The organism is Mesorhizobium sp. M1182 (assembly GCF_040318335.1).
Taxonomy (GTDB): domain Bacteria; phylum Pseudomonadota; class Alphaproteobacteria; order Rhizobiales; family Rhizobiaceae; genus Mesorhizobium.
In genome coordinates this window covers 124,368-149,098 of sequence record NZ_JAMYMD010000001.1, presented here as the reverse complement: position 1 = coordinate 149,098, position 24,731 = coordinate 124,368, and the positions used below count along the sequence as shown (strand labels likewise).

21 protein-coding genes are annotated in these 24,731 nt (G+C 64.6%); 13 read left to right on the top strand and 8 right to left on the bottom strand.

Annotation, left to right across the window (positions count from 1 at the left end; genetic code table 11):
* Positions 1 to 74 precede the first annotated feature (74 nt).
* The 8 genes from guaD to add form a co-directional block, all read right to left on the bottom strand.
* Entirely contained in the window at positions 75 to 1,442 is a 1,368-nt protein-coding gene (gene guaD, locus NKH33_RS00660; RefSeq protein ID WP_352470600.1) for a guanine deaminase, read from the bottom strand.
* A gap of 100 nt (positions 1,443 to 1,542) precedes the next feature.
* Entirely contained in the window at positions 1,543 to 2,406 is an 864-nt protein-coding gene (locus NKH33_RS00655; protein ID WP_352540085.1) for an aromatic ring-hydroxylating dioxygenase subunit alpha, read from the bottom strand.
* Between the two features lie 23 nt (positions 2,407 to 2,429).
* The gene (locus NKH33_RS00650) at positions 2,430 to 3,830 is read right to left on the bottom strand and encodes an 8-oxoguanine deaminase (RefSeq protein WP_352470598.1); all 1,401 of its coding nucleotides are present in this window, start codon (positions 3,828 to 3,830) and stop codon (positions 2,430 to 2,432) included.
* Between the two features lie 7 nt (positions 3,831 to 3,837).
* On the bottom strand, positions 3,838 to 4,773 hold the full coding sequence (locus tag NKH33_RS00645; RefSeq protein ID WP_352470597.1) for an ABC transporter permease: 936 nt from the start codon (positions 4,771 to 4,773) through the stop codon (positions 3,838 to 3,840).
* A gap of 10 nt (positions 4,774 to 4,783) precedes the next feature.
* A complete protein-coding gene (locus tag NKH33_RS00640; RefSeq protein ID WP_502893731.1) occupies positions 4,784 to 5,836 on the bottom strand; it encodes an ABC transporter permease in 1,053 nt (350 codons plus the stop codon).
* 2 nt (positions 5,837 to 5,838) lie between these two features.
* The gene (locus NKH33_RS00635; RefSeq protein WP_352470700.1) at positions 5,839 to 7,443 is read right to left on the bottom strand and encodes an ABC transporter ATP-binding protein; all 1,605 of its coding nucleotides are present in this window, start codon (positions 7,441 to 7,443) and stop codon (positions 5,839 to 5,841) included.
* Between the two features lie 115 nt (positions 7,444 to 7,558).
* The gene (locus NKH33_RS00630; RefSeq protein ID WP_352540084.1) at positions 7,559 to 8,680 is read right to left on the bottom strand and encodes a BMP family ABC transporter substrate-binding protein; all 1,122 of its coding nucleotides are present in this window, start codon (positions 8,678 to 8,680) and stop codon (positions 7,559 to 7,561) included.
* A 27-nt stretch (positions 8,681 to 8,707) separates the two neighbouring features.
* Positions 8,708 to 9,748: an adenosine deaminase gene (gene add, locus NKH33_RS00625; RefSeq protein ID WP_352470595.1), complete on the bottom strand. Its 1,041-nt coding sequence runs from the start codon at positions 9,746 to 9,748 to the stop codon at positions 8,708 to 8,710.
* 224 nt (positions 9,749 to 9,972) lie between these two features.
* Between add and NKH33_RS00620 the strand changes: the two genes are divergently transcribed.
* From NKH33_RS00620 to NKH33_RS00560, 13 genes are all read left to right on the top strand, one after another.
* Positions 9,973 to 10,275, top strand: a complete 303-nt coding sequence (locus NKH33_RS00620; protein WP_352470594.1) for a hypothetical protein — start codon at positions 9,973 to 9,975, stop codon at positions 10,273 to 10,275.
* Positions 10,272 to 10,994 (top strand): Rieske 2Fe-2S domain-containing protein, encoded by a 723-nt coding sequence (locus NKH33_RS00615; RefSeq protein ID WP_352470593.1) that lies wholly within the window; start codon positions 10,272 to 10,274, stop codon positions 10,992 to 10,994. The genes NKH33_RS00620 and NKH33_RS00615 overlap by 4 nt, the downstream gene beginning before the upstream one ends.
* Complete coding sequence (locus NKH33_RS00610; protein ID WP_352470592.1) at positions 10,991 to 11,626, top strand: glutathione S-transferase family protein; 636 nt, start codon at positions 10,991 to 10,993, stop codon at positions 11,624 to 11,626. Before NKH33_RS00615 ends, NKH33_RS00610 begins: the two co-directional genes overlap by 4 nt.
* 36 nt (positions 11,627 to 11,662) lie before the next feature.
* On the top strand, positions 11,663 to 13,465 hold the full coding sequence (locus NKH33_RS00605; RefSeq protein WP_352470591.1) for an adenine deaminase: 1,803 nt from the start codon (positions 11,663 to 11,665) through the stop codon (positions 13,463 to 13,465).
* Positions 13,466 to 14,386, top strand: a complete 921-nt coding sequence (locus tag NKH33_RS00600) for a LysR family transcriptional regulator (protein ID WP_352470590.1) — start codon at positions 13,466 to 13,468, stop codon at positions 14,384 to 14,386.
* Positions 14,387 to 14,476: 90 nt separating this feature from the next.
* On the top strand, positions 14,477 to 14,977 hold the full coding sequence (locus tag NKH33_RS00595; RefSeq protein WP_352470589.1) for a thiamine pyrophosphate-binding protein: 501 nt from the start codon (positions 14,477 to 14,479) through the stop codon (positions 14,975 to 14,977).
* Complete coding sequence (locus NKH33_RS00590) at positions 14,974 to 15,582, top strand: thiamine pyrophosphate-dependent enzyme (protein ID WP_352470588.1); 609 nt, start codon at positions 14,974 to 14,976, stop codon at positions 15,580 to 15,582. Before NKH33_RS00595 ends, NKH33_RS00590 begins: the two co-directional genes overlap by 4 nt.
* Positions 15,583 to 15,589: 7 nt before the next feature.
* Positions 15,590 to 17,158: a GMC family oxidoreductase gene (locus NKH33_RS00585; protein WP_352470587.1), complete on the top strand. Its 1,569-nt coding sequence runs from the start codon at positions 15,590 to 15,592 to the stop codon at positions 17,156 to 17,158.
* A gap of 39 nt (positions 17,159 to 17,197) precedes the next feature.
* A complete protein-coding gene (locus NKH33_RS00580; protein ID WP_352540083.1) occupies positions 17,198 to 18,571 on the top strand; it encodes an amidohydrolase family protein in 1,374 nt (457 codons plus the stop codon).
* Positions 18,572 to 18,585: 14 nt separating this feature from the next.
* The gene (locus NKH33_RS00575; RefSeq protein ID WP_352470585.1) at positions 18,586 to 19,452 is read left to right on the top strand and encodes an aromatic ring-hydroxylating dioxygenase subunit alpha; all 867 of its coding nucleotides are present in this window, start codon (positions 18,586 to 18,588) and stop codon (positions 19,450 to 19,452) included.
* On the top strand, positions 19,449 to 22,595 hold the full coding sequence (locus NKH33_RS00570; protein WP_352470584.1) for a molybdopterin cofactor-binding domain-containing protein: 3,147 nt from the start codon (positions 19,449 to 19,451) through the stop codon (positions 22,593 to 22,595). Before NKH33_RS00575 ends, NKH33_RS00570 begins: the two co-directional genes overlap by 4 nt.
* Positions 22,592 to 23,080, top strand: a complete 489-nt coding sequence (locus NKH33_RS00565) for a (2Fe-2S)-binding protein (RefSeq protein WP_352470583.1) — start codon at positions 22,592 to 22,594, stop codon at positions 23,078 to 23,080. Before NKH33_RS00570 ends, NKH33_RS00565 begins: the two co-directional genes overlap by 4 nt.
* Positions 23,077 to 24,582, top strand: coding sequence for an aldehyde dehydrogenase family protein (locus NKH33_RS00560; RefSeq protein ID WP_352470582.1), 1,506 nt, complete (start codon positions 23,077 to 23,079; stop codon positions 24,580 to 24,582). The genes NKH33_RS00565 and NKH33_RS00560 overlap by 4 nt, the downstream gene beginning before the upstream one ends.
* Positions 24,583 to 24,731: the final 149 nt, after the last annotated feature.

The window sequence follows — 24,731 nt, the reverse complement described above, 5'->3', positions numbered from 1 at the left end:
AATCCATGACGTGCCCCCGACCGCAAGGAATAAAACGGGAAGAGTCCTGGTTCTCGGCACAGCCTCCGGTCCGCTTAGGCGAGAACAGCTCTCCCGCCGACCCAGACCGACGCGATGTTGGCCCTGGAAGCGGAGTAGACGATCTTCTGAAGGATGCCGTCGCCGTCGTCGAGTTCGTCCCACAGGTGAATTGTGCCTCTGGGCGCGGCGGTGTCGACCAGGATCGCATCGAAATGGTAGCCAGGCGAGAATCGCCCCACAGGCAAGCCGAGTGCCGCGCCACCGCCTGCCGTCGCCAGGTGGAAGGACTCGCGAAAGTCGACGCGTGCTGTTCCGGCCGTGCCGCGCGTCTCGGCCGCTAGCGCCGGGTCGGTGCCGGTTTCCAGCATGCGCGACGACATGACCGTCGCGCGCATCGCATCGAACATCGAGGCGCTCGGTCCCCCGGAAATGTCGGTGCCGAGCCCGACCTTGACACCCTTCTCGAGGGCCGCCCTCAACGGGAACACGGCGCCTGCGAAGTAGGCGTTGGAGACGGCGCAGTGCGCCACGGCCGCCTTGCGCACGCGGATCGTCTCCATGTCGGCAAGCGTAATGAAATTGGCGTGCGCGAGCACGCTGCCGGCGCGCAGCAGGCCAAAGCGATCAAGGCTAGACGTGTCGCTGATCCCGTGGCGCTGCAGCACGTAGCCATGCGCCCAGTCGCTCTCCGAGCAATGCGTCTGCACATGGCAGCCGCATTCCTGCGCAAGCGTGCCGAGCCCTTTGAGGGCGGCGTCGGTACAGGAGGGGATGAAGCGCGGCGTAATGACCGGCTTTACCCGTCCCGTGGCATTGTCCGGATGCCCATGCACGTAGTCGATCAGAGCGCGCGTGCCATCGATGGCCGCGTCCGCCGAGGTATCGCGATAATAGGCCGGGCACTCGTCGGGATTGTCCATCGCCACTTTACCGACCAGCGCACGTTGCCCACGTTCGAGGCAAATGTCGACGAGCAGCCTTGTCGCGTCCTGGTGGATGGTTGCGAAATAGAGCGCTGTGGTCGTGCCGTTAGCGATCAGGTCGTCGACCAGCAGGCCGTAGCTGCGCCGCGCGAAGGCGAGATCGGCGTAGCGCGCCTCCAGGGGAAACGTGTGTTTGTGGAGCCAGGCCTCGAGCGGCACGTCCAGCGCTCTGCCGAGCTGCGGATATTGCGGCGCGTGCACGTGAAGATCGACGAAGCCGGGCAGCAGATAACTCTGCGCCGGCAAGGTCGCCAGCGAACCGGTCCGGCGCGCGGCCTCCAGCGCCTCGTCATAGCCGGCATCATGCGGATGCAGCACCGAGGCGATGATGCCTGATTGATCGATTGCGATCAGGGCATGGAGCAACTCTTCCACGAGCCCGCGCTCCGGCGCGTGAAAGCCGCTGGCCAGAAGCGTCTTGCCGCTCAGGTCGCTCACCTGTCCTCCGCCGAAGAACAGCTACGCACTGCCGTCGCGAAGCGCCAGAGCGTGATTGCCCGTCCGTCGATGCCGATGACAATATCGGAAGGGCTGCCGCTCATGCGGCTTGCGCCGTCGTGCCGTAGGTGATGCCCTTCTCCTTCAGCCAGCGGCGATAGGCGATCGACGAGCCGTCGGCCCGCGTCGGGATTTCCGCGCGCGGCTCGAGCGGCAAAAGAAGTGGCCGCTGGTTCTCCAGGATGATGCGGTCCTGCAGGAAGATGAGCTGCTGGAACTGCACAAGTTCGGTCGTGGTCGATACGTCGTCGATCAGGAACATGACGGGGTGCGCGCGGCAGCGGTCCGGATCGAGGGGCTGCATGAACAGACAGATCACGTCCCACCGGGTAGCCGAGTTGGGGCAGGTCTTGTAGAGCATCACCGCGAAAGGATTGGCGACCCGGTACATGTATTGGGTCATGATGCCGCCGGTCGCCGAGAGTGCTGCCTGCGGCTGGAAGAATTCGCAGTTGGTCGCCCACACCTCATCCACGTCGCGGCGGATTTCGGTTGTGTAATGCCGCACTTCCGTGTGCGGCTCGGCGCCCAATATGTCGGTATGGACGAAGGGGAAATGCGCCATGTCGAGGAAATTCTCGACGATGCGCAGGCCGGACGCCTTTACCGCGATCGCTCCGCAAACGACAGGCCGGCGATCGTCCTCATAGGCCTCCGGGATCGACAGCACATCGCCGGCCGGCATGCCGAGCGTGATCCATAGATAGCCGTAGCGTTCCTTGGCCGGGACTTGGCTGCCGTCGCCGGCACGCGACACATTGACCGGGCCTGCCGTATCGCGGGCTACCAACAGATCGACGCCCAGAAGCCGGTTCGGCATCGTGCCGACCGGAATCTCGTTCAGCGCGTCAATGCAATACCATTGGTCGAGGGCCGCCTGCTCCGCAGCTCGCTTAATCGTCATTGTTGCGTCCTTCCTGTGCTATCTCACTGCCGATAGATGCGGTCCATCACGGCCCGGTGGTCGGCCATCGCCGCCTCGACATCGAAAGAGGCGAAGTCGCCTCTCGCGATAATCTGCCGGCCGTTGATGTAGGAATAGTCGACCTTGAAGGGTCCGCAAAGCACCAGCGCGGCGAGCGGGTCGCGCTCGGTGCCGGAAAGGCCGAGTTGGCTGCGTTTGACCGCGATGAAGTCGGCGCACATGCCGGGCGCGAGATGGCCGATGTCATTGCGGCCGAGCAGGGCAGCGCCACCGCGCGTCGCCATTTCGAGGGCCTCGCGCGCGGACAGCGCCGTCGGCGTGCCGCCGAAACCGCCGCGGCCGCCGGGCTTTTCGGAGAGGTAGTGGTGCGGCGCGACACGCTGAAGCATCAGCGCCAGCCGCGCTTCCATGAACAGGTTCGACGTGTCGTTCGAGGCCGAGCCGTCGACGCCAAGGCCGACCTTCACGCCCTTGTCGAGCATCTCGCGGATTTTCGCGATGCCCTGGCCGCAGCGCATGTTAGCCGACGGGCAATGGGCGACCCCGGTGCCGGTTTCGGCGAAGCGGTCGATCTCGTCGCTGGTCATGAAAATCGAGTGGGCGAACCAGACGTCGTCACCGAGCCAGCCGACGGATTCGGCGAACTCGACCGGCCGTTTGCCATAGATTTCGAGGCAGTACTTCTCCTCGAAAAGCTCTTCGGCAAGGTGCGAATGCAGGTTCACGCCCTTGTGGCTGCGCGCCAGCGATGCCGCATCGCGCATCAACTCCGGAGTCACCGAGAAAGGCGAGCAAGGAGCCAGGATGATTCGGCTCATTGAATGCCGCGACGCGTCGTGATAGCCGCCGATCAGCCGTTCGGCATCCTTCAGGATATCCTCTTCCTTTTCGACGCAGCGATCCGGCGGCAAGCCGCCCTGGCTTTCGCCGCGCGACATGGCTCCACGCGCAGCGTGGAAACGCAGACCGATATCGCGGGCCGCACCGATCGTCGCGTCGAGCGTGCAGTTGTTGGGCAAGATGTAGAGGTGATCGGAGCTGGTCGTGCAGCCCGAATGGATAAGCTCGGCCATCGCTACGCGCGCCGAGACACCTATCGCATCGTCGTCGAGCTCGGCCCAGATCGGATAGAGCGTCTTCAGCCAGACAAGCAGTTCGTCGTTCTGAGCCATCACACGGGTGAGGTTCTGGTACATATGATGATGCGTGTTCACCATGCCCGGCATGACGACATGGCCCGATAGGTCGAGCACCTCGTCGGCACTGGAGGCACTGAGTTCCGCGGTGGTGCCGACCGCTTCGATGACGTTGTCGTCGATCATCAAGGCGCCGTCGGAAATCTCGCGGCGCGTATCATCGAAGGTGGCGAGCAGATCGATGTTCTTGACAAGCAGGCGGGGCATGACGGTCTCAACGCATGTCGCGGAAATAGGGTTCGCCGAGAGCAGCCGGCGCGGCCATTACCCGGCGCATGCGCTGCCAGGCAAGCACCGGCACGATGATCAGGGCGATCGTGCCGAGATAGGGCAGCATCGACAGGATCGGCGCCGCGATCGGCCAGTTGCGTGCTTGGCCGACGAAGCCGAGCGAGGTGATGAGACCGAACAGCAGAGCGGCCAGCACGGCGTTGAGGGGCCGGTAGCCTGCGAAGATGACGAGAGAGACGGCAATCCAGCCGCGGCCGGCCACGACGCCTTCCGACCAGGAGGGAACGAAGGCAAGCGTGAGGTAAGCGCCGGCGCCGGCCGCCAGCGCCGAGCCCGCGGCGACATACCAGAAGCGGATGCTTAGCACCGAAATGCCGGCGGCGTCGGCTGCCGCGGGGTTTTCGCCCACCGCGCGCATGTTCAGCCCGTGGCGCGTGCGGAACATGATGTAGTGCAGCACAACCGGCAGGACGATGTAGATCAGGTAGACAAGGATGTTCTGCGTGAAGATCGCGCGACCGAGCAGCGGGATGTCGCTAAGATAGGGAATAGCGATCGGCGCGAAGGTCGCCGGCGCCGGCATGCCGGAATAGGCGCGACCGATCGTTGCGGCCATGCCGGTGCCCATCAGCGTCAGCGCCAGGCCGCACAACACCTGGTTCGCTTTAATGACGACGGTGCCAAGAGCGAAGACGCAGCCAATGAGGAAACCGACGGCAAGCGCAAGGACGAAGCCGAGCATAGGGTGCGGCGTGGCGACGACGACCGCGATGCCAGTGATTGCACCGAGCGCCATAAGCCCTTCGACGCCAAGATTGACGACGCCGGCGCGCTCGGAGAGCGTCTCGCCCAGCGCCGCCAGCGCCAGCACGCCGCCGGCGAGAATGGAGGTCTGGATCAGTCCGGCGATCATGTCCATGGGTGTTTCCTCAGCTCGCGACCGGTTCGGTCCGCGTGATGCGGTAGTGAGCGAGTTCGTTGCCGATCGCCGTGAAGAACAGGATCAGTCCGGTGATGGCGAGCACGGCCGAGACGGTGATGCCTTGCGTCTGCAGGATGATGCCCGAATTCAGGATGACGCCCATCAAAGCCGCGCCTGCGAGCACGCCAAGTGAGGAACCGCGCGCCAGCACCGCGACCATGATGCCGAGATAGCCGAAATTGTTGGAAATGCCGCCCTGCAGGCGATGCACCGTGCCAGCTACTTCCAGCATACCGGCGATGCCGGCGATCGCTCCCGACATCAGCAGGACGACGATCAGGCGGCGGCGGAACGGCATGCCCGCATAAAGCGCCGCGCTCGGGTTCGACCCAGCGACCCGCACCTCGTAACCCCAGCGCGTGTAGTTGAGCAGTCCTGCGATGACAAAGGTGAGCAGGATCGCCAGCGGGAAACCGTAGTGCACGATACCCCAGAATTCAGGCACGTCATGCGGCAGACGTGCAGTGGTCGCGAGCGCATGGCCGCTCGGGTCGAGCCATGGTCCGGTGGCGACGTAGTAGACCATCAGCGTCGCCACGAAATTCAGAAGCAGGGTGGTGATGAGTTCGCTGACATCGGCGTAGGCGCGCGCCAGCGTCGGCACCAGTATCCAGAGCAGCCCGCCGAGCGCGCCAGCGATGAACATAACAGGCAGGATCAGCCAGGTCGGGCCGGGAATGAACAGCGCGACTGCCGTGGCGCTGAAGGCGCCGGCATAGAATTGGCCCTCCGCGCCGATGTTCCAGGCGCCGATTCTCAGCGCTACCCAGACCGACAGGCCGGTCAGGATCAGGGGAGTGACCAGAAGTCCGACATCTTCCAGCCCGAAGCTCGAGCCAAAAGTCGAGTTGAGCACCTCCCAGGCGAGTTCGACGGGAGCATTGCCGCGAGCGGCCAGAACCAGGCCGGCGACCCCCAGTGCCAGCACGATCGCCAGGGCACGTGCCGCAAAGGCAACGGAGGGCTGCGCGGATGGAACGCGCTGGAGCTTGATCGCCAAGGTCAGTGCTTCCCGGCAGCGGCCTGGGCGCCAGCACTGGACCGCATCTGCCCGCCCATCATCAGGCCGATTTCCTCGATGTCGGTGGAGGCAGTCTCCACCGCGCCCATGATCCTGCCATGGAACATTACGGCGATGCGATCCGACAGGTTGAACAGCTCTTCCAGCTCCTCGGAAATGAAGAGCACACCGACGCCGGCATCGCGCAATTCGACGAGATAGTGCATCATCGTGTTGATCGCGCCGACATCGAGGCCACGGCTCGGATAGGCGGCGATCAGAACCTTGCTTGCGATGCGCATCTCGCGGCGTGCGACGAGGCGCTGCTGATTACCGCCGGAAAGGTTGCGCATGGGCATGCCGAAATTGGGCACCGCAACGGATGCCGCTTCGGCGATCGTGCGCGCAAGAGCAGCCGCTAGGCGCGGTCGGAACGCGAAGCCCTTTGAAACAGGCGCCGACGCATATTCGCGGATTATGGCGTTGTCGGTGATTGAAAGCGCCGGCGCCAGACCGCTGTGCAGCCGGTCTTCGGGAATGTGGCCGACGCCGAACTTCGCGTAATCGACCGCGCCGGCGGTCGTGACGCCCTTTCCGCCGAGCAGTATCTGGCCCGAGTGGATCGGCCGCAAGCCGGTGACGACCTGGGTCAGCTCCTTCTGGCCGTTGCCGGCCACACCGGCGATGCCGAGAATCTCGCCGGCATGGATGTCGAGCGAAACCTCGTCGAGAAGGATGCCGCCCACGTCGTCACGCGCGACGACGGATTTGAGGCTGAGCACCGGCTCGGCGGAGATGCCGGCCGCGCCTGGCTGCCTGGCACGCAGATTGCTGAGCACGATCTCACGGCCAACCATCAGGCGCGCCAGCATCTTCTCGCCGCAGTCCGCGGTATTTTCGGTGGCCACCTTGCGGCCGCCGCGCAGCACGGTGATGCGGTCTGATATTTCCAGGACCTCGTCGAGCTTGTGGCTGATGAAGATCACCGCATTGCCCCGGGACACGAACTGCTTGAGCGCCTTGAAGAGCTCGCGCGCTTCCGCCGGAGTAAGCACTGCAGTCGGCTCGTCGAGGATCAGAACACGGGCATTGCGCGCGAGCACGCGTAGGATTTCCACGCGCTGCTGCTCGCCGGTCGAAAGATCGGCGACGCGCGCGGATGGCCGTACCGCGAGGTTCAGCTTCTCGGCCAGTGCGGCAGTCCGCGCCTCGAGCACCGACGAGCCAATACGCTTGGGCGTTTCGGACCAGCCGAGATGAATATTCTCGGCGACCGTGAAGGCGGTCACCAGCTTGAAATGCTGGTGGACCATGCCAATACCGGCGGAGATCGCATCGACTGGAGATGCGAAATGCTTGGCATAGCCGTCGACGACGATCTCACCGGCATCCGGCTGATAGATGCCGGTGAGGATGTTCATCAAGGTCGATTTGCCGGCGCCATTCTCGCCGAGCAAGGCGTGGATCTCCCCCGGCATCACGTCCAGGTCGACGTCCTGGTTGGCAACGACGCCGGGGAAATATTTGCTGATGCTCTTGAGCAGCACGAGCGGCGGTGCGCCGGAGCCAGGCTCGTAACGTCCCGGGGAGGTGGACGGCACCTCCATGCCGCCGTAGCGGTGCTCGCTCGAAGCATGATGAACTGGAACAAAATCATTCATCCCGCTTAGCTCTTTGCCTTCTGCCGCATAGTCTATCCGAAAACTCTGCAATCTTTCAGGACTACGCTTGGAGGCCGCTGACGCCTTCGATCGACCAATCCCAGTTGTAGAGTTCCTCTTCGGTCATGCGATGGCCGGCAGCCACCTTGACGTTGCCCTTGGTGTCCTTGATCTCGCCCTCGAACGGGCTCCAGCCGCCGAGAATCTTGTCGCGCACGGCATCGGCCTGCTTTGCGACCTCGGTGGGCACCGTCTCGCCCCAGGCATCGCGGTCGATACCGCCGCCCATCGGCAGGATGGTCTGCGATGGCGTCCACTTGCCTTCGAGGCGCAGGCGCACCTGGTCGACATAGAATTTCTTGAAGTCGATGGCGATCGAGGAGACGTAGGCCTTCGGCCCGTAGCGGCGGATGTCGGTATTCCACATCACGGCCTTCGCGCCGCGCTGCTCGGCCACCTGCAGATAGCCTGCTTCGTCCATGATGCCGAACAGAAGGTCGGCGCCGTTGTCGATGAGCGCGGTGCCGGCCTGGGTGGCAGCCTGCGGATCGAACCACGAGTTGATGACGATGGTCTGCATCGTGGCGTTGGGATTGACCGAACGGGCGCCCATCAGGAAGGCATTGGTGCCGGAAAAGACCGACGGAACAGGGAAGGAGGCGACGTAGCCGAGCTTGCCGCTCTTGCTCATCAGGCCCGCGGCGACACCGGTGACGTAGGTTGGGTACCAGTGGGCGAGATAGTAGGTCGAGAGATTTTCGAGCGGGTTGCGGCCATCGCATTCATAGAAGGCGACGTCCGGCGAACGCTTGGCCACGTCGTAGAGGAAGTCGCCATAGTTGGAGGTGGCAAACACCATGTTGGCACCTTCCGAGACGAACTGGCGGAAGGTGCGGGTCGCGTCGGCCGAATAGGGGATGCTTTCGACGAACAGCGTCTTCAGCTTCGGGAACGCTTCCTGCACGGCCTTCATGCCCTGGTCGTGGCTCCAGGTCCAGCCTTCATCGGTCACCGGACCGGTGTGGCCGAAGGCGATGACCGCGTTTTCCTCGGCGACGGCGGCGAGCGGCGTCTGTGCATTGGCGGGCGTGATAAGGCCGGATTTCGGCAGGAGCAGCGAGGCGCCGGCCGCGGCGCCCATGTTGAGGAAGCCTCGGCGGGAGAGATTGCGCAGGTCGATCATGCTTCGGTCCTTTGTTCCGTGTCGTGTTCAGTTCGGGAGAGACAGTTCGGTTTCCATGAGGCGGTCGATTTCTGCCGACCAGTCGGCCGACCATGCCTGCTTGATGTCGTCATCGAGCCATGCTGCGGACAGGCCAGCCAGCGCGATCCGCTTCAGTGCCGACGGCCCGAGCGCAAAATTTTCGGCGATCAGCGCGTATTCGCGGTCGAGCGTCGTGGCGAACATGGGCGGATCGTCGGAGTGGATCGTCACGGTAAGCCCGGCCTCGATCATGCGGCGGATCGCGTGGTCGGGCGCGGTGAGGTCACGCCAGACGGTGGTGGCCAGCGTCGTGCTCGGACAGCAGGTGAAGACGATGCCCATCTCCTTGCACTGCTCCATCAGCGCCGGATCGTCGACGACATGGTAGCCGTGGTCGACCCGTCTCAGGCCGAGGACGTCGACGGTATCGCGGACATAGTCCGCCGGGCCATCCTCGCCCGCATGGTTGGTGACATTGAGCCCGGCAGCCCGCGCTCGCTCGACGATGCGCGCAAACATCGGCGGCGGGTTCGGGCGTTCGTCGTAATCGAAGCCGATGCCGATCACCTCAGCCGGGCGCTCGGCCAGAACCATGTCCAGGAAGCGCTCGCCACCTGCCGCGCCGAGCGGCTTCGCATGCGCCGGTATCAGCTTTGCCATAAGCCCATAGCGCTCCTTTGCGCGGTGAAAGCCGTCGAGGATGCCTTCGAGCATAGTCGAATAGGCCACGCCATGAGCCAGATGCGCATGCGGGCTGAAGAACAGTTCGACGTAGCGCGCACCGGCTTTAGCGCAGCGCTCCAGTGCCTCGAAGGTGATGCGAGAGAAATCGTCCGCAGTCCTGATCGAGGCGCAAACCAGATCGTAAATCTTCAGGAAATCCAGCAGGTTGCCGTAGCTGTAGAGCTCCGATGTCAGTCTGCCGTCCGGCAGCGGCACCGCGTTCAGCGCCGCCAGCTCGGCGAATGTCTCCGCGGATACGGCGCCCTCGAGGTGCAAGTGCAACTCGACCTTCGGCATGAGCTGAATGAAACTTGACAACGACATCGACGCTCACTCGCCCGGATCGGCAACCCCAAAGCCGTACCTGGTTTTCTTGGGCGACGGACGGCTGCCGAGTTGTTCGATAATCGCGGCTTTTTCCAACTGTCCGATCACCTGATACGCAACAGATGTCAGGGAAACGGGGCTTGCACAAGCCAAAAAATGATGCCTAACTAGACACATTCTAAAACTGCTTAAAAAATGTGCAGGCCGGGAGAAATATAGGCATGAAGCACCTACGGGAAGCGCAGAACCCTGCGCCTCCGCCTCAAACAACGCGCCTGCGCTTCATCGGCCGACTGGTGTCGTCGAGCTTTGGCGAGTTCGCCGACAGGCGTGCCGCTCGGCTCAATCTCGATCTGCTGGTGCACGAAGCCGCGGACGATTTTTTTGTCGTCCAGGTTTCGGGCCAGCCCGATCTCATCGATGCCTTCGAGATGGCATGTAGCTTGGGGCCAATCGACTGTCTGGTGATGGACTGCGAACGGGCCGAAATTTGGGAATATTCCAGAGGGAAAGACGCAGAATGACGATACAGGCTGGATGGCACCCAGTGGCGCTGTCGGGATCGATCGAGCCGGGCAGTTCGGCCGGAATCCGCCTTGGCGGAAACGAGCTGGTGGTCTGGCGCGACAACAGTGGCGCAGCGCATGTGTGGGAGGATCGCTGCCCGCATCGCGGTATGAAGCTGAGCTTCGGTTTTGTCCGCGGCGATCATATTGCCTGTCTTTATCACGGCTGGCAGTACGATGCGGCCGGCCAGTGCCGATACATTCCGGCCCACCCCGATCTCAGGGTGCCGGCGTCCATTACCGTGTCTGCCCACAGATCGGCCGAGGCGGCTGGGATAGTCTGGACGGCACTGGATCCGGCAGCAGCATTGCCCGAATTGCCTGCCTTGGCAGAGGAGGTGGTGCCGGTCCGCAGCCTGCATCTCGACAGTCCCGCCGCAATGGTGATCGATGTCGTGAGGGCCATGCCGCCCAGGCCCTTCTCCCGCGGATCCGGGCTCGCTGAGCTGAAGGCGCTGAGCGGGATGCTGTTCAGCCTGACGGTCGGCGAAGACACGCTGCTTCTTGGCCTGCAGGAACTGACCGACAAACGATCGGCCCTACACATCGTGATTGACGGACCGGCAGCCAAGTATGCCGGCAAGGGGCAGAAGCATTTCTTCGCTTGGACGAGCGAGCTGCGTCATCATCTCGAGACCGGGCGTACCGGCGCGACCTCGACGACGCGGGCTGCATGATGGCGAGGATCACGCTCTACAACTACGAGCTGGACGAAAACTGCTACAAGGTGCGGCTGGCGCTTTCCATGCTCGGCCTGGAATGGCAGACCGTTGCAGTCGATGCATTTCCGGGGGCGGAGCAGAAGACGCCGCCATTCCTGGCCATGAACCCGGCGGGCAGCCTGCCCATTCTCCGCGACGACGAGGTGACGATGTTCGGCGCCGAGTCCATCATCGTCCATCTGGCGCGCAGCCACGATTCAACGGGTGCATGGCTGCCGGCGGATGGTTCGGATTTCGCCAAGGTGATGCAGTGGCTTTTCTTCGCGGCCGGCGATCTCGGCGTTGCCAGCGCCGCGCGCCGCCATGCCATGTTCGGCGCCGGCGGCGACGAGGCTGCGCTGCGGGCCGGTGCCGCGCACGCACTCCGCGCCATGGACGACCATATGACCGCGCGGGGTTTCGAGAAGAAAGAATGGTTCGCTGCGGACCGCCCGACCATCGCCGACATCGCGCTTTTTCCGGCGTTTGCGCTGAGCCGCGATTTCGGCGTCGACCATGACGAGTATCCGGCGCTGCGCCGCTGGGTGCGTCGCTTCCGCGCGCTTCCGGGCTTCACGACCATGCCGGGCATCCCCGATTACCATTGACGCCCAACATTCGACGAGAACGAGGCAAGCAACAGAATGACCTCTCTCACGCGCTTTTCCGTCCAGCCGCTCTCGTCCATGACCCGGCGGCTGGCCGGCGTCGCTTCCGGGCGAGCCGATCCCGATCTGGTCATTGCCGGCGCACGCGTGTTGTCGACCTATTCGGAGCGCGTGCTTCCAGGCCGCGAGATCTGGTTGTCGGGAGGGCGGATCGCCGCTGTGAAGCCGGCCGGCACTTATAAGGGTGGCAGCGCCAGGATATATGACGCCAGGGGCGGCATCGTCGCCCCCGGCCTGGTCGATCCGCACATCCACATCGAATCCTCGATGGTGACGGCCTGCGCCTATGCCGAGGCGGCGCTGCTCAACGGCACCACGACCCTCTTCTGCGACAGCCACGAGATCGGCAACGTCATGGACGTTGCTGGCATCGAGGCGATGCTGGAGGACGCGCGCCTGGCGCCGTTGTCCATTTTCCTGACGGTTCCGAGCACCGTCCCGGCAACTTCGCCGTTGCTGGAAACGGCCGGTGGCGACCTGACAGCCGAGAAGATCGGCGCATTGTTCGACAAATGGCCGGAAGCCGTGGCGCTAGGCGAGAAGATGGATTTCGTGCCAGTGGCTATGGGCGATGAACGCAGCCATGCCATCCTCGCTGCGGCGCTGAGACGCGGCCGCCCGGTGTCGGGACACGTCTATGGACGCGAATTCGTGTCGGCCTATGCGGCCTCCGGCGTCACCGATACCCATGAGGCGATCGACCGCGAGATCGCCGACGACATGCTCGAGGCCGGCATCTGGCTGTTCCTGCGTGGCGGCCCGCCGACGACACCGTGGCACAGCCTGCCCGCAGCGATCAAGACGATTACGGAACTCGGAGCCTCGCATAAGCGCATCGCGGTCTGCACCGACGACCGCGATGCTGACGACCTGATGCTCTTCGGCCTGGACTGGGTGACGCGCGAGGCGATGAAGGCCGGCATGACGCCGGAGCAGGCCTGGTCGATGGGCTCGCTGCATGGCGCGACGCGCTTTGCAATGGAAGGCGAAATCGGAGGCCTCGGTGGTGGCCGCCGTGCCGACCTGGTGCTGCTCGACGACGGCTTCGATCCCGTTAGCACGTGGTATGGCGGCGAACTCGTCGTCGATGACGGCAAGATCATGCCGCTGCTCGACCAGGCCCTCTCGACCCGCTACCGCTATCCGGACACGGCCTACCACACAGTGAAGCTGCCGAAGCAGATCAAGCTGACGCCGGAGCTGCCAACCGGCAAGGTGGTGGCGCATACCATCCGCACCGAACTGCCGGGGATCACGCTCGGCCACCAGAAGATCACGCTCGATCCGTCCAACGATTGGCAGAACCATTTCGACCGCCACGGCCTGTGCTTCGTCACTGTGGTCGAGCGCCATGGCAAGTCGGACGGCAACGTCGCCTACGGGCTGCTCAGCAATTTCACGCTGCGACGCGGCGCCGTCGCATCGTCTGTCGGTCACGACAGCCACAACATCATCATCGCCGGCCTCAACGAGGCCGACATGCAGGTGGCGCTGCGGGCGATCGAGGAAACGCAAGGCGGCGTCTGTGTCGTCGTCGACGGCAAAGTGACTGCCATGGTTGAACTGCCGATCGCCGGCCTTTTGTCCGACAAGCGCGTCACTGAGGTCGCGGAGGAGGTGAAGATCCTCAAACGGGAATGGGAGGCGGCCGGCTGCTGCATTCCCTATATGGGCTTCAACCTCATCCCGCTCTCGGTCATCCCCGAAATCCGTATCACCGACAAAGGTCTCGTGCTGGTGCCGGAAATGGAGATCGTCCCCGCCTTTGAGGCCGCCTGAGTGGATCCCTTCCGACTTGGGCTGGTCTCACCGCGCATCCATTATTTCCAAATGGTCGCGCGGCTGGGCTCGGTTCGCCAGACCGCGCAGGCGCTCAACGTGGCGCCATCCTCCATCAGCCGCGTCATCAAGGGCCTGGAGGACGAACTGGGCACGCCGCTCTTCGAGCGTGTGCGCCAGCGACTGAAACTGACCAGCGCAGGCGAGCTTCTGCTCTACCACGCGCGTCAGAGCATCACCGAGTTGGCGCGCGCCTCGTCCGAGATCAATGATCTCAGTGGCCTCAACCGCGGCTCGTTGTCCGTGGCGATCGTGGAGAGCGCGGCGCGCGGGCTCGTGCCGAACGCGCTGAAGGAATTCTGGAAGCGCCACCCGCAGATATCGGTCGACGTGCATGTCGCCGGGTCGCAGCGCGCCTGCGATGCGGTTGCCGACGGCGAATGCGATCTGGCGCTTGCTTTCGACGTGCGCGTGCCGCGCAACGTGCGCAAGATCGCGAGCACGCCTCTGCCGCTGGGCGTCGTCGCTCATCCGGGCAGCCGCCTTGCCGGCCGCAAGGAAGTGAAGCTGTTCGATCTTGCCGGCGAACAGGTCATCGTCTCGGACAACAGCCTTGCTTTGGGCATTTCGATCGACGATGCGATCGGGCGCTCCATGATCGACATCACGCGACGGTCACGGACCAACTCGATCGGACTGATGACCGAGATGGTGCGCCTCAACCTCGGCGTGGTGCTTCGCACCAAGCTCGGCATCGAGCCGGAAGTGGCTGACGGATCGCTCGTTTTCGTGCCGTTGCGCGATTCTCGCATGAACCCGCACCGGCTGATGCTGCTCGCCCGGCTTGAACGCGAAATGTCGGATGCGGCCTCCGCATTCGCGGCGCTGCTGGCCCGCATGGTCGAGGCGTTGCATGATTAGTTGTTGCATTTTGCGCATCGATAAAGAGAGTAATTTGTCCCTATCTCGAACAACTGAGCTTTGCGAGACTTCCCGGCCGAAGGGGATGTCATGAAGCAGAGTGCGGTCGACGCGGTCATTCGGGGGCTTAAGCGGGCGGGAGTGAGCATCGTCTGCTATCTGCCCGATTCGTTGTTCAAGGAGCTCTACCCGGCCCTTGATGCCGATCCGGATATCCGCACGATCCGCGTCACCAACGAGGGTGAGGGCGCGGCGATATGTGGCGGGGTCTTCCTGTCGGGCAAGCGCGCGGCGCTGGTCATGGAAAATTCCGGCTTGCGCGCCTCGGTCGAGCCGCTGGCCCGCATGGGCCTTGGAGCCGGCATCCCGGTCATGATGCTGATGAGCTATCGCGGCGAGCTCGGCGAGAACAACTGGTGGGCAGTCCCGCATGGCATCACCATGGAGCCGGTGCTGAACGCGCTGCGCGTGCCGTACCGGATCGTCACCGAGGAGGCGAAGATCGAGCGCGCCATCCTTGACGCCTATTCCTGGTCCTATGCGTCCTATTACCATTCGGCTGTGGCGCTCGGCGGCGAGGTGGTGCGGTGAGACGCTTCGACTGCATGAAGGCACTCGCCGCGCGGCTGAAGGATGAGCTGGTGGTCCTTTCGCTCGGCGGCAGCGTCGACGAGTGGTACAACGCCGCGCCGCATATGCGCGAGGCGAGCCTGTTCCAGCAGCAACTCGGCTGCGTCACGCCGCAGGCCTTCGGGCTCGCCGCCGGCCTGCCGCACCGCCGCGTCATTTCGCTCGATACGGATGGCGGCCTGCTCTTCAACCTGGGCATCCTGGCCACGCTCGGAAACGAGCAGCCGAAGAACCTCTTCGTCGTGGTCTGGGACAATGAGTGCTACCAGTCGATCGGCGGCCCGCCGACCCATACGGCGCTGGGCCGCGTCGACCTTGCCGCGATCGCGCGCGGCGCCGGCCTCGAGAACGCCCATACGGCGCGCACGGTGGAGGAGTTCGACGCACATTGTGCAAGGGGGCTCGCTGTGGATGCGCCCTATATCGTGGTCGCCAAGGTCTCGGGAACGGTCCAGCCGGACATCAAGCGCAAACACAGCGACGGCCGCGAGGACAAGTATATCTTCGTCCGCCATGTCGAGGCGAGCGAAGGCATCGTCATCATGGGCCCGAGCGAGCACAACTGACGAGATCATGGGCACCCTCGGACCTGTCGTCCCCCGACGCGCACTGAAACGCAGCTACGATTACGTGGTGGTCGGCTCGGGTTCCGGTGGCTGTGCGGTGACGCGGCGACTGGTCGATGCCGGCGCCGACGTCCTCCTGATCGAGGCCGGCCCGACGGGTCTTGGGTTCGAAGAGATCGAGGACCCCGGCAAGTGGGTGCCGCTTGGCCGCAGCACCTATGACTGGGGCTATGATTATGCTCCGACACTGAGGGTGAATGGGCGTACCATCGGCATCCCGCGCGGGCGCCTGCTTGGCGGCTCAAGCGCCATCAACGCGATGATGTGGTATCGCGGCCATCCGCAAGATTACGATGCCTGGGAGGCTGGCGGCGCCAAGGGCTGGAGCTTCGCCGACGTGCTGCCCTATTTCCGGCGCTGCGAGGACTGGCGCGACGGTGCAAGCGAGTTTCGCGGGGCGGGCGGTCCGCTCCACATCGAGCGGCCGGCGGCACTGCACCCGGTCGCGCATGCGCTGATCGATGGCGCGGCCGAGATCGGCATCCCCGTAATCGACGATCCGAACGGCCCCAGCAACGAGGGGGCGGCGGCCGCGAATTTCAACATCTGCGACGGCAAGCGCTGGAGTTCGGCGACGGGCTATCTCGTGCCGATCCTGGATCACCCGATGCTGACGGTGCTGACCGGATCCGCGGCCATCGGCCTGACGGTCGAAGGCAGCCGATGCGTCGCGGTCAAGCACCTCGTCGGCGGCGAAATCTGCGAAACGCGCGCGCAAGAGAGCATCGTGCTCGCGGCCGGGGCCATCGACACGCCACGCCTGCTGATGCTGTCGGGCATCGGCGATCCGATCGAACTGCAGCGCCTTGGCATTGCGCTCGTTCGCGCCCTGCCGGGTGTCGGCAGGAATCTTCAGGACCATCCGCTGGCGCAGGCCTGCGTCTTCCGCGCGAAACGACCGATCGGACCGATAGTGGGCAATGGCGGTGGCTCGATGGTCAACTGGAAGTCGCGGCCGGACCTGCCGCAGCCCGACCTGCATGCCTTCCCCGTCCAGGGCAACAGCGCCGAACCGGCGATCCGCGCGCGCTACGATCTATCCGGCGATGTCTTTTCCTTCGGTGCGGGCCTGATGCGCTCGAAGAGCGTCGGGCACTTGAAGTTGCTCGACGGCAAGCCCGGCGGGCCGCTCGAAATCCAACCGAACTTTCTGGCGGAACCGGAAGACCTCGACGCCATGGTCACTGCGATCGAGATGGTGATGGAGATGGCGGCTGCAAGGGCGAACGCCGGTGTCTTCCGCAACTTTGCCGCACCTGACCGCCGACTGACCCGCACCGAGACAATCGCCTTCATCCGCGAGGCGTGCACGACGTTCTTCCACACCTGCGGAACAGCCAAGATGGGCGAGGACGCGATGGCCGTCGTCGACAGCCGTCTCGCCGTGCACGGGCTGGACGGTCTGCACGTTGCCGATGCCTCGGTGATCCCAACGATCCCGACCTGCAATACCCACGCGCCCGCCACGATGATCGGCGAGCGCGCCGCCGATTTCCTGCTCGCGGCGGCAGCTTGAGGATGTCATGACCGACGGACCGCACACGGAGTACCCGCGATGACCCAAAGCCTCATCCTTGCTGCCGACACGCTGCTCACCATGGATGAAGATAACCACGCGTTGCCTGATGGCGCCGTGCTGGTCGAGGATGGTCGTATCGCCGCGGTCAGCGCACTCGCAGCATTGCGCGCTGCGTATCCGGCCGTGGCCGTGAAGAAACTCGACAATGCGGTGCTTTTGCCTGGGCTGGTCAATGCGCATGCGCATTCCGGTTTTTTGCGCGGCACGGCGGAGCACCTGCCGGTTTGGGACTGGCTGACGCTCCATATCAATCCGATGCATCGCGTGCTGCAGCCGCACGAGGCCGAGGCGGCATCGTGGCTCTGCTACGCGGAATCCGTGCTCGGCGGCACGACCACCGTCGTCGACATGTGGCGGTTCATGGAAGGCAGCGCCAGGGCGGCCGAGGCGATCGGCAACCGCCTGGTCGCCGTGCCTTACGTCGGCGAGCATCCCGACTACAACTACTTCGACACGCTCGACATGAACGAGGCGATGATCGAGGGCTGGCATCGCAAGGCGGGCGGCCGTATCAATGTGTGGGTCGGGCTGGAGCATCTGTTTTATGCCGACGAAACCGGCCAACGCCGGGCGATCGAACTCGCAAGGAAACACGACACCGGCTTCCACACGCATTGCAGCGAGGCCGAGATCGAGATCGCGGAATTTAAGCGGCGCTACGGCAAACGCCCGATGTTCGCGCTGGACGACCTTGGCTTCTTCGAAACGCCGCGCGCCATGATCGCCCACGCCGTCTGGCTCGATCGGGAAGAGATCGAGCTTATTTCCAAGCGCCGCGTTTCGGTGGCCCACAATCCTGTTTCCAACATGAAGCTGGCAAGCGGCATCGCGTTGGTGGCCGAGATGCTGAAGGCCGGCGTGCCTGTCGGGATCGGCACCGACGGCGAGAAGGAGAACAACAATTTCGATATGTTCGAAGAGATGAAGGTGACTTCGCTGCTGGGCAAGCTGAAGGACTTCGACGCCGCCGCCATGGATAGCTGGCAGGTGCTGCGCATGGCCACCATTCTCGGCGCCAGGGCGATCGGTCTCGACCACGAGATCGGCTCGATTGAAGTCGGCAAGCGCGCCGACATCATCGCGGTCCGCACCGATACGCCGCGCATGACGCCGGTCTTCCGCGACGGACCTTATTTCAACTTCCATCACAATCTTGTCCACGCCGTGCGCGGCAGCGACGTGTCTTTGACGATGGTCGATGGCGAGATCCTGGCCGAGGACGGCGCGCTGCGCACCGGCGACCTGCGCGAGATCATCGCCGAAATCCATCGCGTCGCGCCTGGCCTGTTCGCCCGGCGCGCCGCTTTCCTTGCCCAGAATTCCGGCGGCAGCCTGCAATGGACTCAATAAGGCGAGCCCCGGTCATGAAGACGACGGACAGGGCGGCACTGGACGATTGGTACGCGGTGGAGACGGTCGCCGACCTGGATGGCGCGCCGAGCCATACGCGGCTGCTCGGCCAGGACATCGAACTGGTCCGTGACATCACGGGCGAAATCACGGTTCGGGAGGTCCTGGACGACGGCAACCGCGGCCCCGCGCTGCCCGTCCGGCAGCGCTACGGCTGCGTCTGGACGACGCTGGGCCTGCCCGGGAAGGAAATCTTCGAGATCGCCGAGGCATCGGAACCCGACCGCCGCTACGTGCCCTGCGGCTGGGTGACGATGCGGGCGTCGGGTTTGCGTGTCGTAGAGAACTTCCTCGACATGGCGCATTTCCCCTTCGTGCATACCGACATTCTCGGCTCGGAGCCGCACACGGAAGTACCGGCCTATCTGAGCGAGATACGTCGCGAAGTAGACGAGGTCTGGGCGACCAACTGCACGTTTTTCCAGCCGCGCATTGCCGCCACGGAAAGCTCCGGCGCGTTCGTGCATCTGACCTATCGCGTGCCGAGCCCATTCGTGGTGATGCTCTATCGCGTGTGCCCCGTGGCGCCGGACCGGCTCGACGCAATCGCGCTGTTCATCCAGCCCATCGAGGAAGACCGCTGCCGCGCCCAGCCGGTCATGTATCTCGTCGACTCGGCTTCGACGCAGACGGCGTTGCTCAACTTCGAACAGGTCATCTTCCTGCAAGACCGGATCATCGTGGAGAACCAGCGGCCGCTGCGCCTTCCACTCGAGCCGCGGATGGAAATCCCGACCCGCGCCGACGGGTCCTCCATCGCCTACCGCCGCTGGCTGAAGGAAAAAGGCATCCGTTTCGGCACGACCGCGAGAGCCACATGACCGAATCGGGTCTCCAGGTGCTTCGCCCGACCTCCGTTGCCGAGGCGCTGTCATTGGCAGGCGAGGGCGCGTCGCAACTGGTCGCCGGGGGCACGGCGCTGCAGCTCGGCTGGGCGAAGGGCCTGCCAAAGCCGCGGCGCCTCATCGACATCGGCCGTATCGCCTGCCTGAAGGGCATCCAACTGGCCGGCGACGGGTTTCGGATCGGCGCACTGACGACCCTGGGTGCCTTGGAGCGTGACCGGGCGATAGGCGAGACTTTGCCTCTGCTCGCAGCCGCAGTCCGCGCCACGGCGGGACCCGCCGTCCGCAATCTCGCAACGCTGGGCGGCAACGTCGCGGGGGGCACGGGTTGCCTTCTGCCGGCCCTGCTCGCGATCGATGCGAAGCTGGAGATCGTCTCACCGGCTGGGCGCGCCGTCGTGCCGCTCGCGCAATGGTTGGCCGACGCACCGTCAGCGGGCCTCATTGAGACGGTCATCGTTCCACCGCAGCCTGCCGCTCGCTGGACCCATCGCAAAGTCGGCCTGCGCGCCGCCTTCACCCCAAGCGTGGCCGGTGTCGCCGGGTTGATCGAAACGGCGGACGATCGTGTCACGATCGCGCGGCTCGCGGCCAGCGGCGGCGGGGAAGCAGCCCGTCTCGGTCACGCCGAAGCGCTGCTCATCGGCCGGCGCCTCCAAGAGATCGATTGGGCCGAGCTGCACGCCGCAATTCTCGAAGAGGCGCCGGCGATCGATGATGCATGGCGGTCCGACCGCTATCGGCGCAGTGTCGTGGCGAATGCGCTGGTCTTCGGGCTCGGCGGAAAGTTGTCCCAAGGAGCACATTCGCCGCGCCGGCGGACCGTGCCGTCCGGAAATCCACCTGCCGAAATTCTCGTGTCGCGATCGGAGATCGGCGCACGCTGGCACCAGCGGCCGGACGTTGCGCCGAAAATCGCAGGCAGGCTCGAATACCTGACCGACCGTCGCGAGCCCGCCATGCTGGTCGGGCGCATTCGGCGTGCCGGCATTCCCCATGCAAGGATCGTTTCCATCGATACGAGCGCGGCCGAGGCGCTGCCAGGAGTCGCGGCGGTTGTAACGCACCGCGACATTGCCGGCAGCAATGCCTTCGGCATTGTCGTGCAGGATCAGCCGGCACTGTGCTTCGACAAGGTCCGCTATTTCGGCGACGCTGTTGCTGCCGTTGCCGCTGTTGACACACGGACGGCCGAACGCGCGCTTGCTCTCGTCAGCGTCGAATACGAGCCGCTGCCAATTGTGAGCGATCCCCAACAGGCACTCGCCGCTGGGGCCGAGCCGGTCCACGCCTCAGGCAATCTGCAGTGCAGCTTCGAGTTCACGCGTGGCGATGCCGCCGCGGCTTTTGCCAAGGCAGCTCATATCGTCGAGGCTGTCTACGAAACGCCGAGCCAGATGCACGGCTTTATGGAGACGGAGGGCGGCTACGCTTTCGTCGGCACGGATGGTACCCTGAACGTCTTTGCCGGTGGGCAGCATGGCCGCCGCGACCGCATGCAGCTCTCGCGCATCCTCGGTATGCCGCAAGAGCGGATACGGGTGGTCACCAGCCCGACTGGCGGCGCTTTCGGCGGCAAGGACGAGCTGACCGTGCAGCCGGCCCTGGCCCTGCTGGCGCTGAAGACCGGACGCGCCGTGCGGCTGCATCTCGACCGGGCGGAATCCGTCATCGCGGGTACCAAGCGCAATGCCATGCACATCCATATGCGCACCGCCTGCGACGCCGAGGGTCGTCTGCTCGCCCAACAGGTGGATGTGATCGCGGATGCCGGCGCCTACGCGTCGCTCGGTCCGGGCGTGCTTGAGACGGCGCTCGAACACGCCTGCGGGCCATATGTCGTTCCCAACGTCCTCAGCTCGGGCAGGCTCGCCTATACCAATAACGGCGTCTGCGGCGCGTTTCGTGGCTTCGGTGCCAACCAGATGGCCTTCGCGGTAGAGTGCCAGCTGGACCGGCTGGCCGAAGCCGCCGGCATCGACATTATCGAGATACGGCGCCGCAATTTGCGCGAGCCTGGCACGCGAGGCCATCTCGGCCAGCAGGTCGCGCCGTCCGAACGTCTGGCCGAGATGCTGCAAGCCGCCGCTGCTGACCCGATCTGGGCCAAGCCGCGTGGTCCGTCGTTCGACGGCTCTGAGACGATCGGCGTCGGGATGGCGATGAACTATCAAGGCAATGGACTAGGCACGCTGCCGCCGGACCCGGCCGGAGGCGCGTTGCGCTTGGCTCCGGATGGCATGATCGAAGCGCTCTATGGCCTGGACGAGATGGGACAAGGCCTGCTCACCTCGGTGAAGGCCGCGGTCGCCGGAGCGCTCGGCTGCGGCCGCGACGATGTCCGGCCGGTCACCGGTGATACGGCGGCGACGCCCGAATCCGGCTCCTCCACCGCCTCGCGCGGCACTCACGTGGTTTGGCGGGTCGCGGCAGTCGCCGCACCACCTTTTACGCGCGACCTGCTGGCAGCAGCGGGCCAGCTGCTTTGCCGCGAAGCCGGGACGCTGGCGCTGGCAACCGGCGGTATCGTCGAGCGACATTCCAACAGCGGCTCACTGCTCATGAGTTTCGCCGAGCTTGCCGAGGCGTTGCCTCCCGACCGGCTGCCAGCTGCTGCCGTCAGCTTCGAGTTTCCGAAATCGGACTATCTGGAAGGCAATGCACGCCTGATCTTCGCCTTCGGCGCGACACTGGCGCGCGTTGCCGTGAGCCGCATCACCGGACAGGTACGTGTGCTCGACCTCCATCAGCACACCGCGGCCGGACCGATGCTCGATCCCGCCGCCTATCTTGGCCAGATCGAAGGCGGCGGCGTCCAGGGGCTGGGCTTCACCCTCACTGAGGACGCGGCGATGCGGGATGGCCGGTATCTTGCCGGCAACCTCGACTTCTACATGCTGCCAGGCATTGCCGACACGCCGGAAAGCTTCGCGACCTTCGCATTGGAGGATCTGGACGAGGACGACCCGTTCGGCCCGCGCGGAGTTGGTGAGCTTGGCATTGGTGCCGTGTCGCCAGCCGTCGTCAACGCGATTGCGGACGCCACAGGGGCTTGGCCCGAGCGCCTCCCGGTCGATCCTGAATGGGTACTCGACGCCCTGCAGAGGAGTGCAGCGTGAGTGGCGAGATCGCGATTACCTTTAACCTCAACGGCTGCCGCCAGGCGCTGGCCGTGCCCGCCGAGTTGCGCCTGATCGACCTGCTGCGCGATCATTTCGGCATGACTGCCGCCAAGATGGCTTGCGGCATCGGCCGCTGCGGCGCTTGTTCCGTGCTGATGGACGATCGCGCGGTCAATGGCTGTCTGCTCATGTCGTGGCAACTCGACGGGGCCACCATCATCACGCCGGAGGGTTTCGACGACCTTCCCGAAGCCATTGTCCTGCGCCAGGCTCTGGCGGCCGAAAACGCCTTCCAGTGCGGCTACTGCGCACCCGGCATTACTGTTGCGCTGACCGCTCTGCTGCTGGAGAATCCGGCTCCAGACGAGTCTCAGATCCGCACTGCGCTCGAAGGCAATATCTGCCGCTGTACCGGCTATCATTCCATCATCCGCGGTGCCCTCGCGGCGGTCGAGGCGTTCGCTTGCGGAGCACGGACATGACGGTCATCATTCGAAACGGTGCAGCCAGGCACGCAGGCGTCGAGGCGTTCCTGGCCAAACCCAGAATGCGGCACCTGATCGGCGGCGGCTGGTGCGACGCCAGCGATGGCGCAACCTTGCCCGCGACCGATCCTGCGAATGGCGACACGCTCGCGCTGCTGGCGCAAGGCACAGCCGATGACGCCGGGCGCGCCGTTGCTGCGGCGCGTGCTGCTTTCGAAGGCGAGAGCTGGCGCGACATGACACCGTCGGCACGCGGCAAGCTGCTATGGCGCATCGCCGACCTGATTGAACGCCATGCCGATGAGCTTGCAGAACTCGAGACGCTTGACCAAGGAAAGTCGCTGAAGACCTCGCGCTTCGCCGAGATTCCCGCCTCGGCCGAGCAGTTCCGCTATTTTGCCGGTTTTGCCACGAAAATCCTCGGCACGACCATCCCCACCTCCATCAGCTACCAACCGGTGGGCAGCAAGATTTTCGCCTACACGGTGCGAGAGCCGATCGGTGTCGTGGCTGCCATAACGCCCTGGAATTCGCCGCTGCTTATGGCCTCGATGAAGCTCGCCCCGGCGCTTGCCGCCGGCTGTACGATCGTGCTCAAGCCAGCTGAGGAAACGTCGCTCACCGCCCTCAGGCTGGGCGAACTGATGATCGAAGCCGGCTTGCCGGACGGCGTCGTCAATATCGTGACCGGTCTCGGTGAAACCGTGGGCGCAGCATTGGCTGCACATCCCGATGTCGATAAGGTCGCCTTCACCGGCTCGACGGAAGTCGGAAAGATGATCGTCTCCGCAGCGCGCGGCAATCTGAAGAAGCTGACGCTCGAGCTGGGCGGCAAGTCGCCGGCCATCATCATGCCCGATGCGGACATGGGGCTCGCAATCCCCGGAGTGGCTCGGGGGATCTTCGCCAATGCCGGCCAGGTCTGCGTCGCCGGCTCGCGTGTCTATGCGCATCGCTCGATCTACGACCGTCTGGCGGAGGGGCTGGCGGAAGAAGCGCGAAAGCTGCGTCTCGGACACGGGCTTGACCCGGATACCGACCTTGGTCCGCTGGTCAACGGGACCCAGGCTGCGCGCGTCGCCTTCTACGTCGGCGATGGTGCTTCCAGCGGCGCCGAGATCATCGCCGGCGGCCGGCGCTTCGACAACTTCTTCGAGCCGACCGTGGTTACCGGCGTGCGCCCGGACATGCGCATGATGCGCGAGGAAATCTTCGGCCCAGTCGTTGCCGTGACACCGTTCGACGATGTCGCGGAGGCGATAAGCCTTGCGAACGACTCGCCCTACGGCCTCGCCGCAAGCGTCTGGACCCGCGACCTATCCACTGCGCATCGCCTTGCCGCAAGTATCCGGTCGGGCACCGTCTGGATCAATTGCCATTCCTACTTCTCGCCGGAACTGCCGAAGGGCGGCCACAAGCAATCCGGTTGGGGCTATGAGAACGGCGCACCGGGCCTGGAGAACTATCTCGAAACGAAAACGGTCTGCGCGGTGATTTAGCCGCGCCTTTTCCGCGATGTTCGCGGATCGGAGGCTGACAGCCCTCCATCGGCGGACAAGGATTGATCGAAAATTGCTCGGATCCTCCTGAGGACCAGTCCCTTGGCGGCGCTGGTCCACATCGACGTTGCGCTTGACTCGTCCATATT

Bases quoted from the DNA above. Each gene is read 5' to 3' on its own strand.
- NKH33_RS00575 (WP_352470585.1), top strand. From the start codon at position 18,586: ATGAAGACGACGGACAGGGCGGCACTGGACGATTGGTACGCGGTGGAG.
- NKH33_RS00570 (WP_352470584.1), top strand. From the start codon at position 19,449: ATGACCGAATCGGGTCTCCAGGTGCTTCGCCCGACCTCCGTTGCCGAG.
- NKH33_RS00635 (WP_352470700.1), bottom strand. From the start codon at position 7,443: ATGGAGGTGCCGTCCACCTCCCCGGGACGTTACGAGCCTGGCTCCGGC.
- NKH33_RS00560 (WP_352470582.1), top strand. From the start codon at position 23,077: ATGACGGTCATCATTCGAAACGGTGCAGCCAGGCACGCAGGCGTCGAG.
- NKH33_RS00630 (WP_352540084.1), bottom strand. From the start codon at position 8,680: ATGATCGACCTGCGCAATCTCTCCCGCCGAGGCTTCCTCAACATGGGC.
- NKH33_RS00620 (WP_352470594.1), top strand. From the start codon at position 9,973: ATGAAGCACCTACGGGAAGCGCAGAACCCTGCGCCTCCGCCTCAAACA.
- NKH33_RS00645 (WP_352470597.1), bottom strand. From the start codon at position 4,773: ATGGACATGATCGCCGGACTGATCCAGACCTCCATTCTCGCCGGCGGC.
- NKH33_RS00655 (WP_352540085.1), bottom strand. From the start codon at position 2,406: ATGACGATTAAGCGAGCTGCGGAGCAGGCGGCCCTCGACCAATGGTAT.
- NKH33_RS00595 (WP_352470589.1), top strand. From the start codon at position 14,477: ATGAAGCAGAGTGCGGTCGACGCGGTCATTCGGGGGCTTAAGCGGGCG.
- NKH33_RS00610 (WP_352470592.1), top strand. From the start codon at position 10,991: ATGATGGCGAGGATCACGCTCTACAACTACGAGCTGGACGAAAACTGC.
- NKH33_RS00605 (WP_352470591.1), top strand. From the start codon at position 11,663: ATGACCTCTCTCACGCGCTTTTCCGTCCAGCCGCTCTCGTCCATGACC.
- add (WP_352470595.1), bottom strand. From the start codon at position 9,748: ATGTCGTTGTCAAGTTTCATTCAGCTCATGCCGAAGGTCGAGTTGCAC.
- NKH33_RS00615 (WP_352470593.1), top strand. From the start codon at position 10,272: ATGACGATACAGGCTGGATGGCACCCAGTGGCGCTGTCGGGATCGATC.
- NKH33_RS00580 (WP_352540083.1), top strand. From the start codon at position 17,198: ATGACCCAAAGCCTCATCCTTGCTGCCGACACGCTGCTCACCATGGAT.
- NKH33_RS00585 (WP_352470587.1), top strand. From the start codon at position 15,590: ATGGGCACCCTCGGACCTGTCGTCCCCCGACGCGCACTGAAACGCAGC.
- NKH33_RS00650 (WP_352470598.1), bottom strand. From the start codon at position 3,830: ATGCCCCGCCTGCTTGTCAAGAACATCGATCTGCTCGCCACCTTCGAT.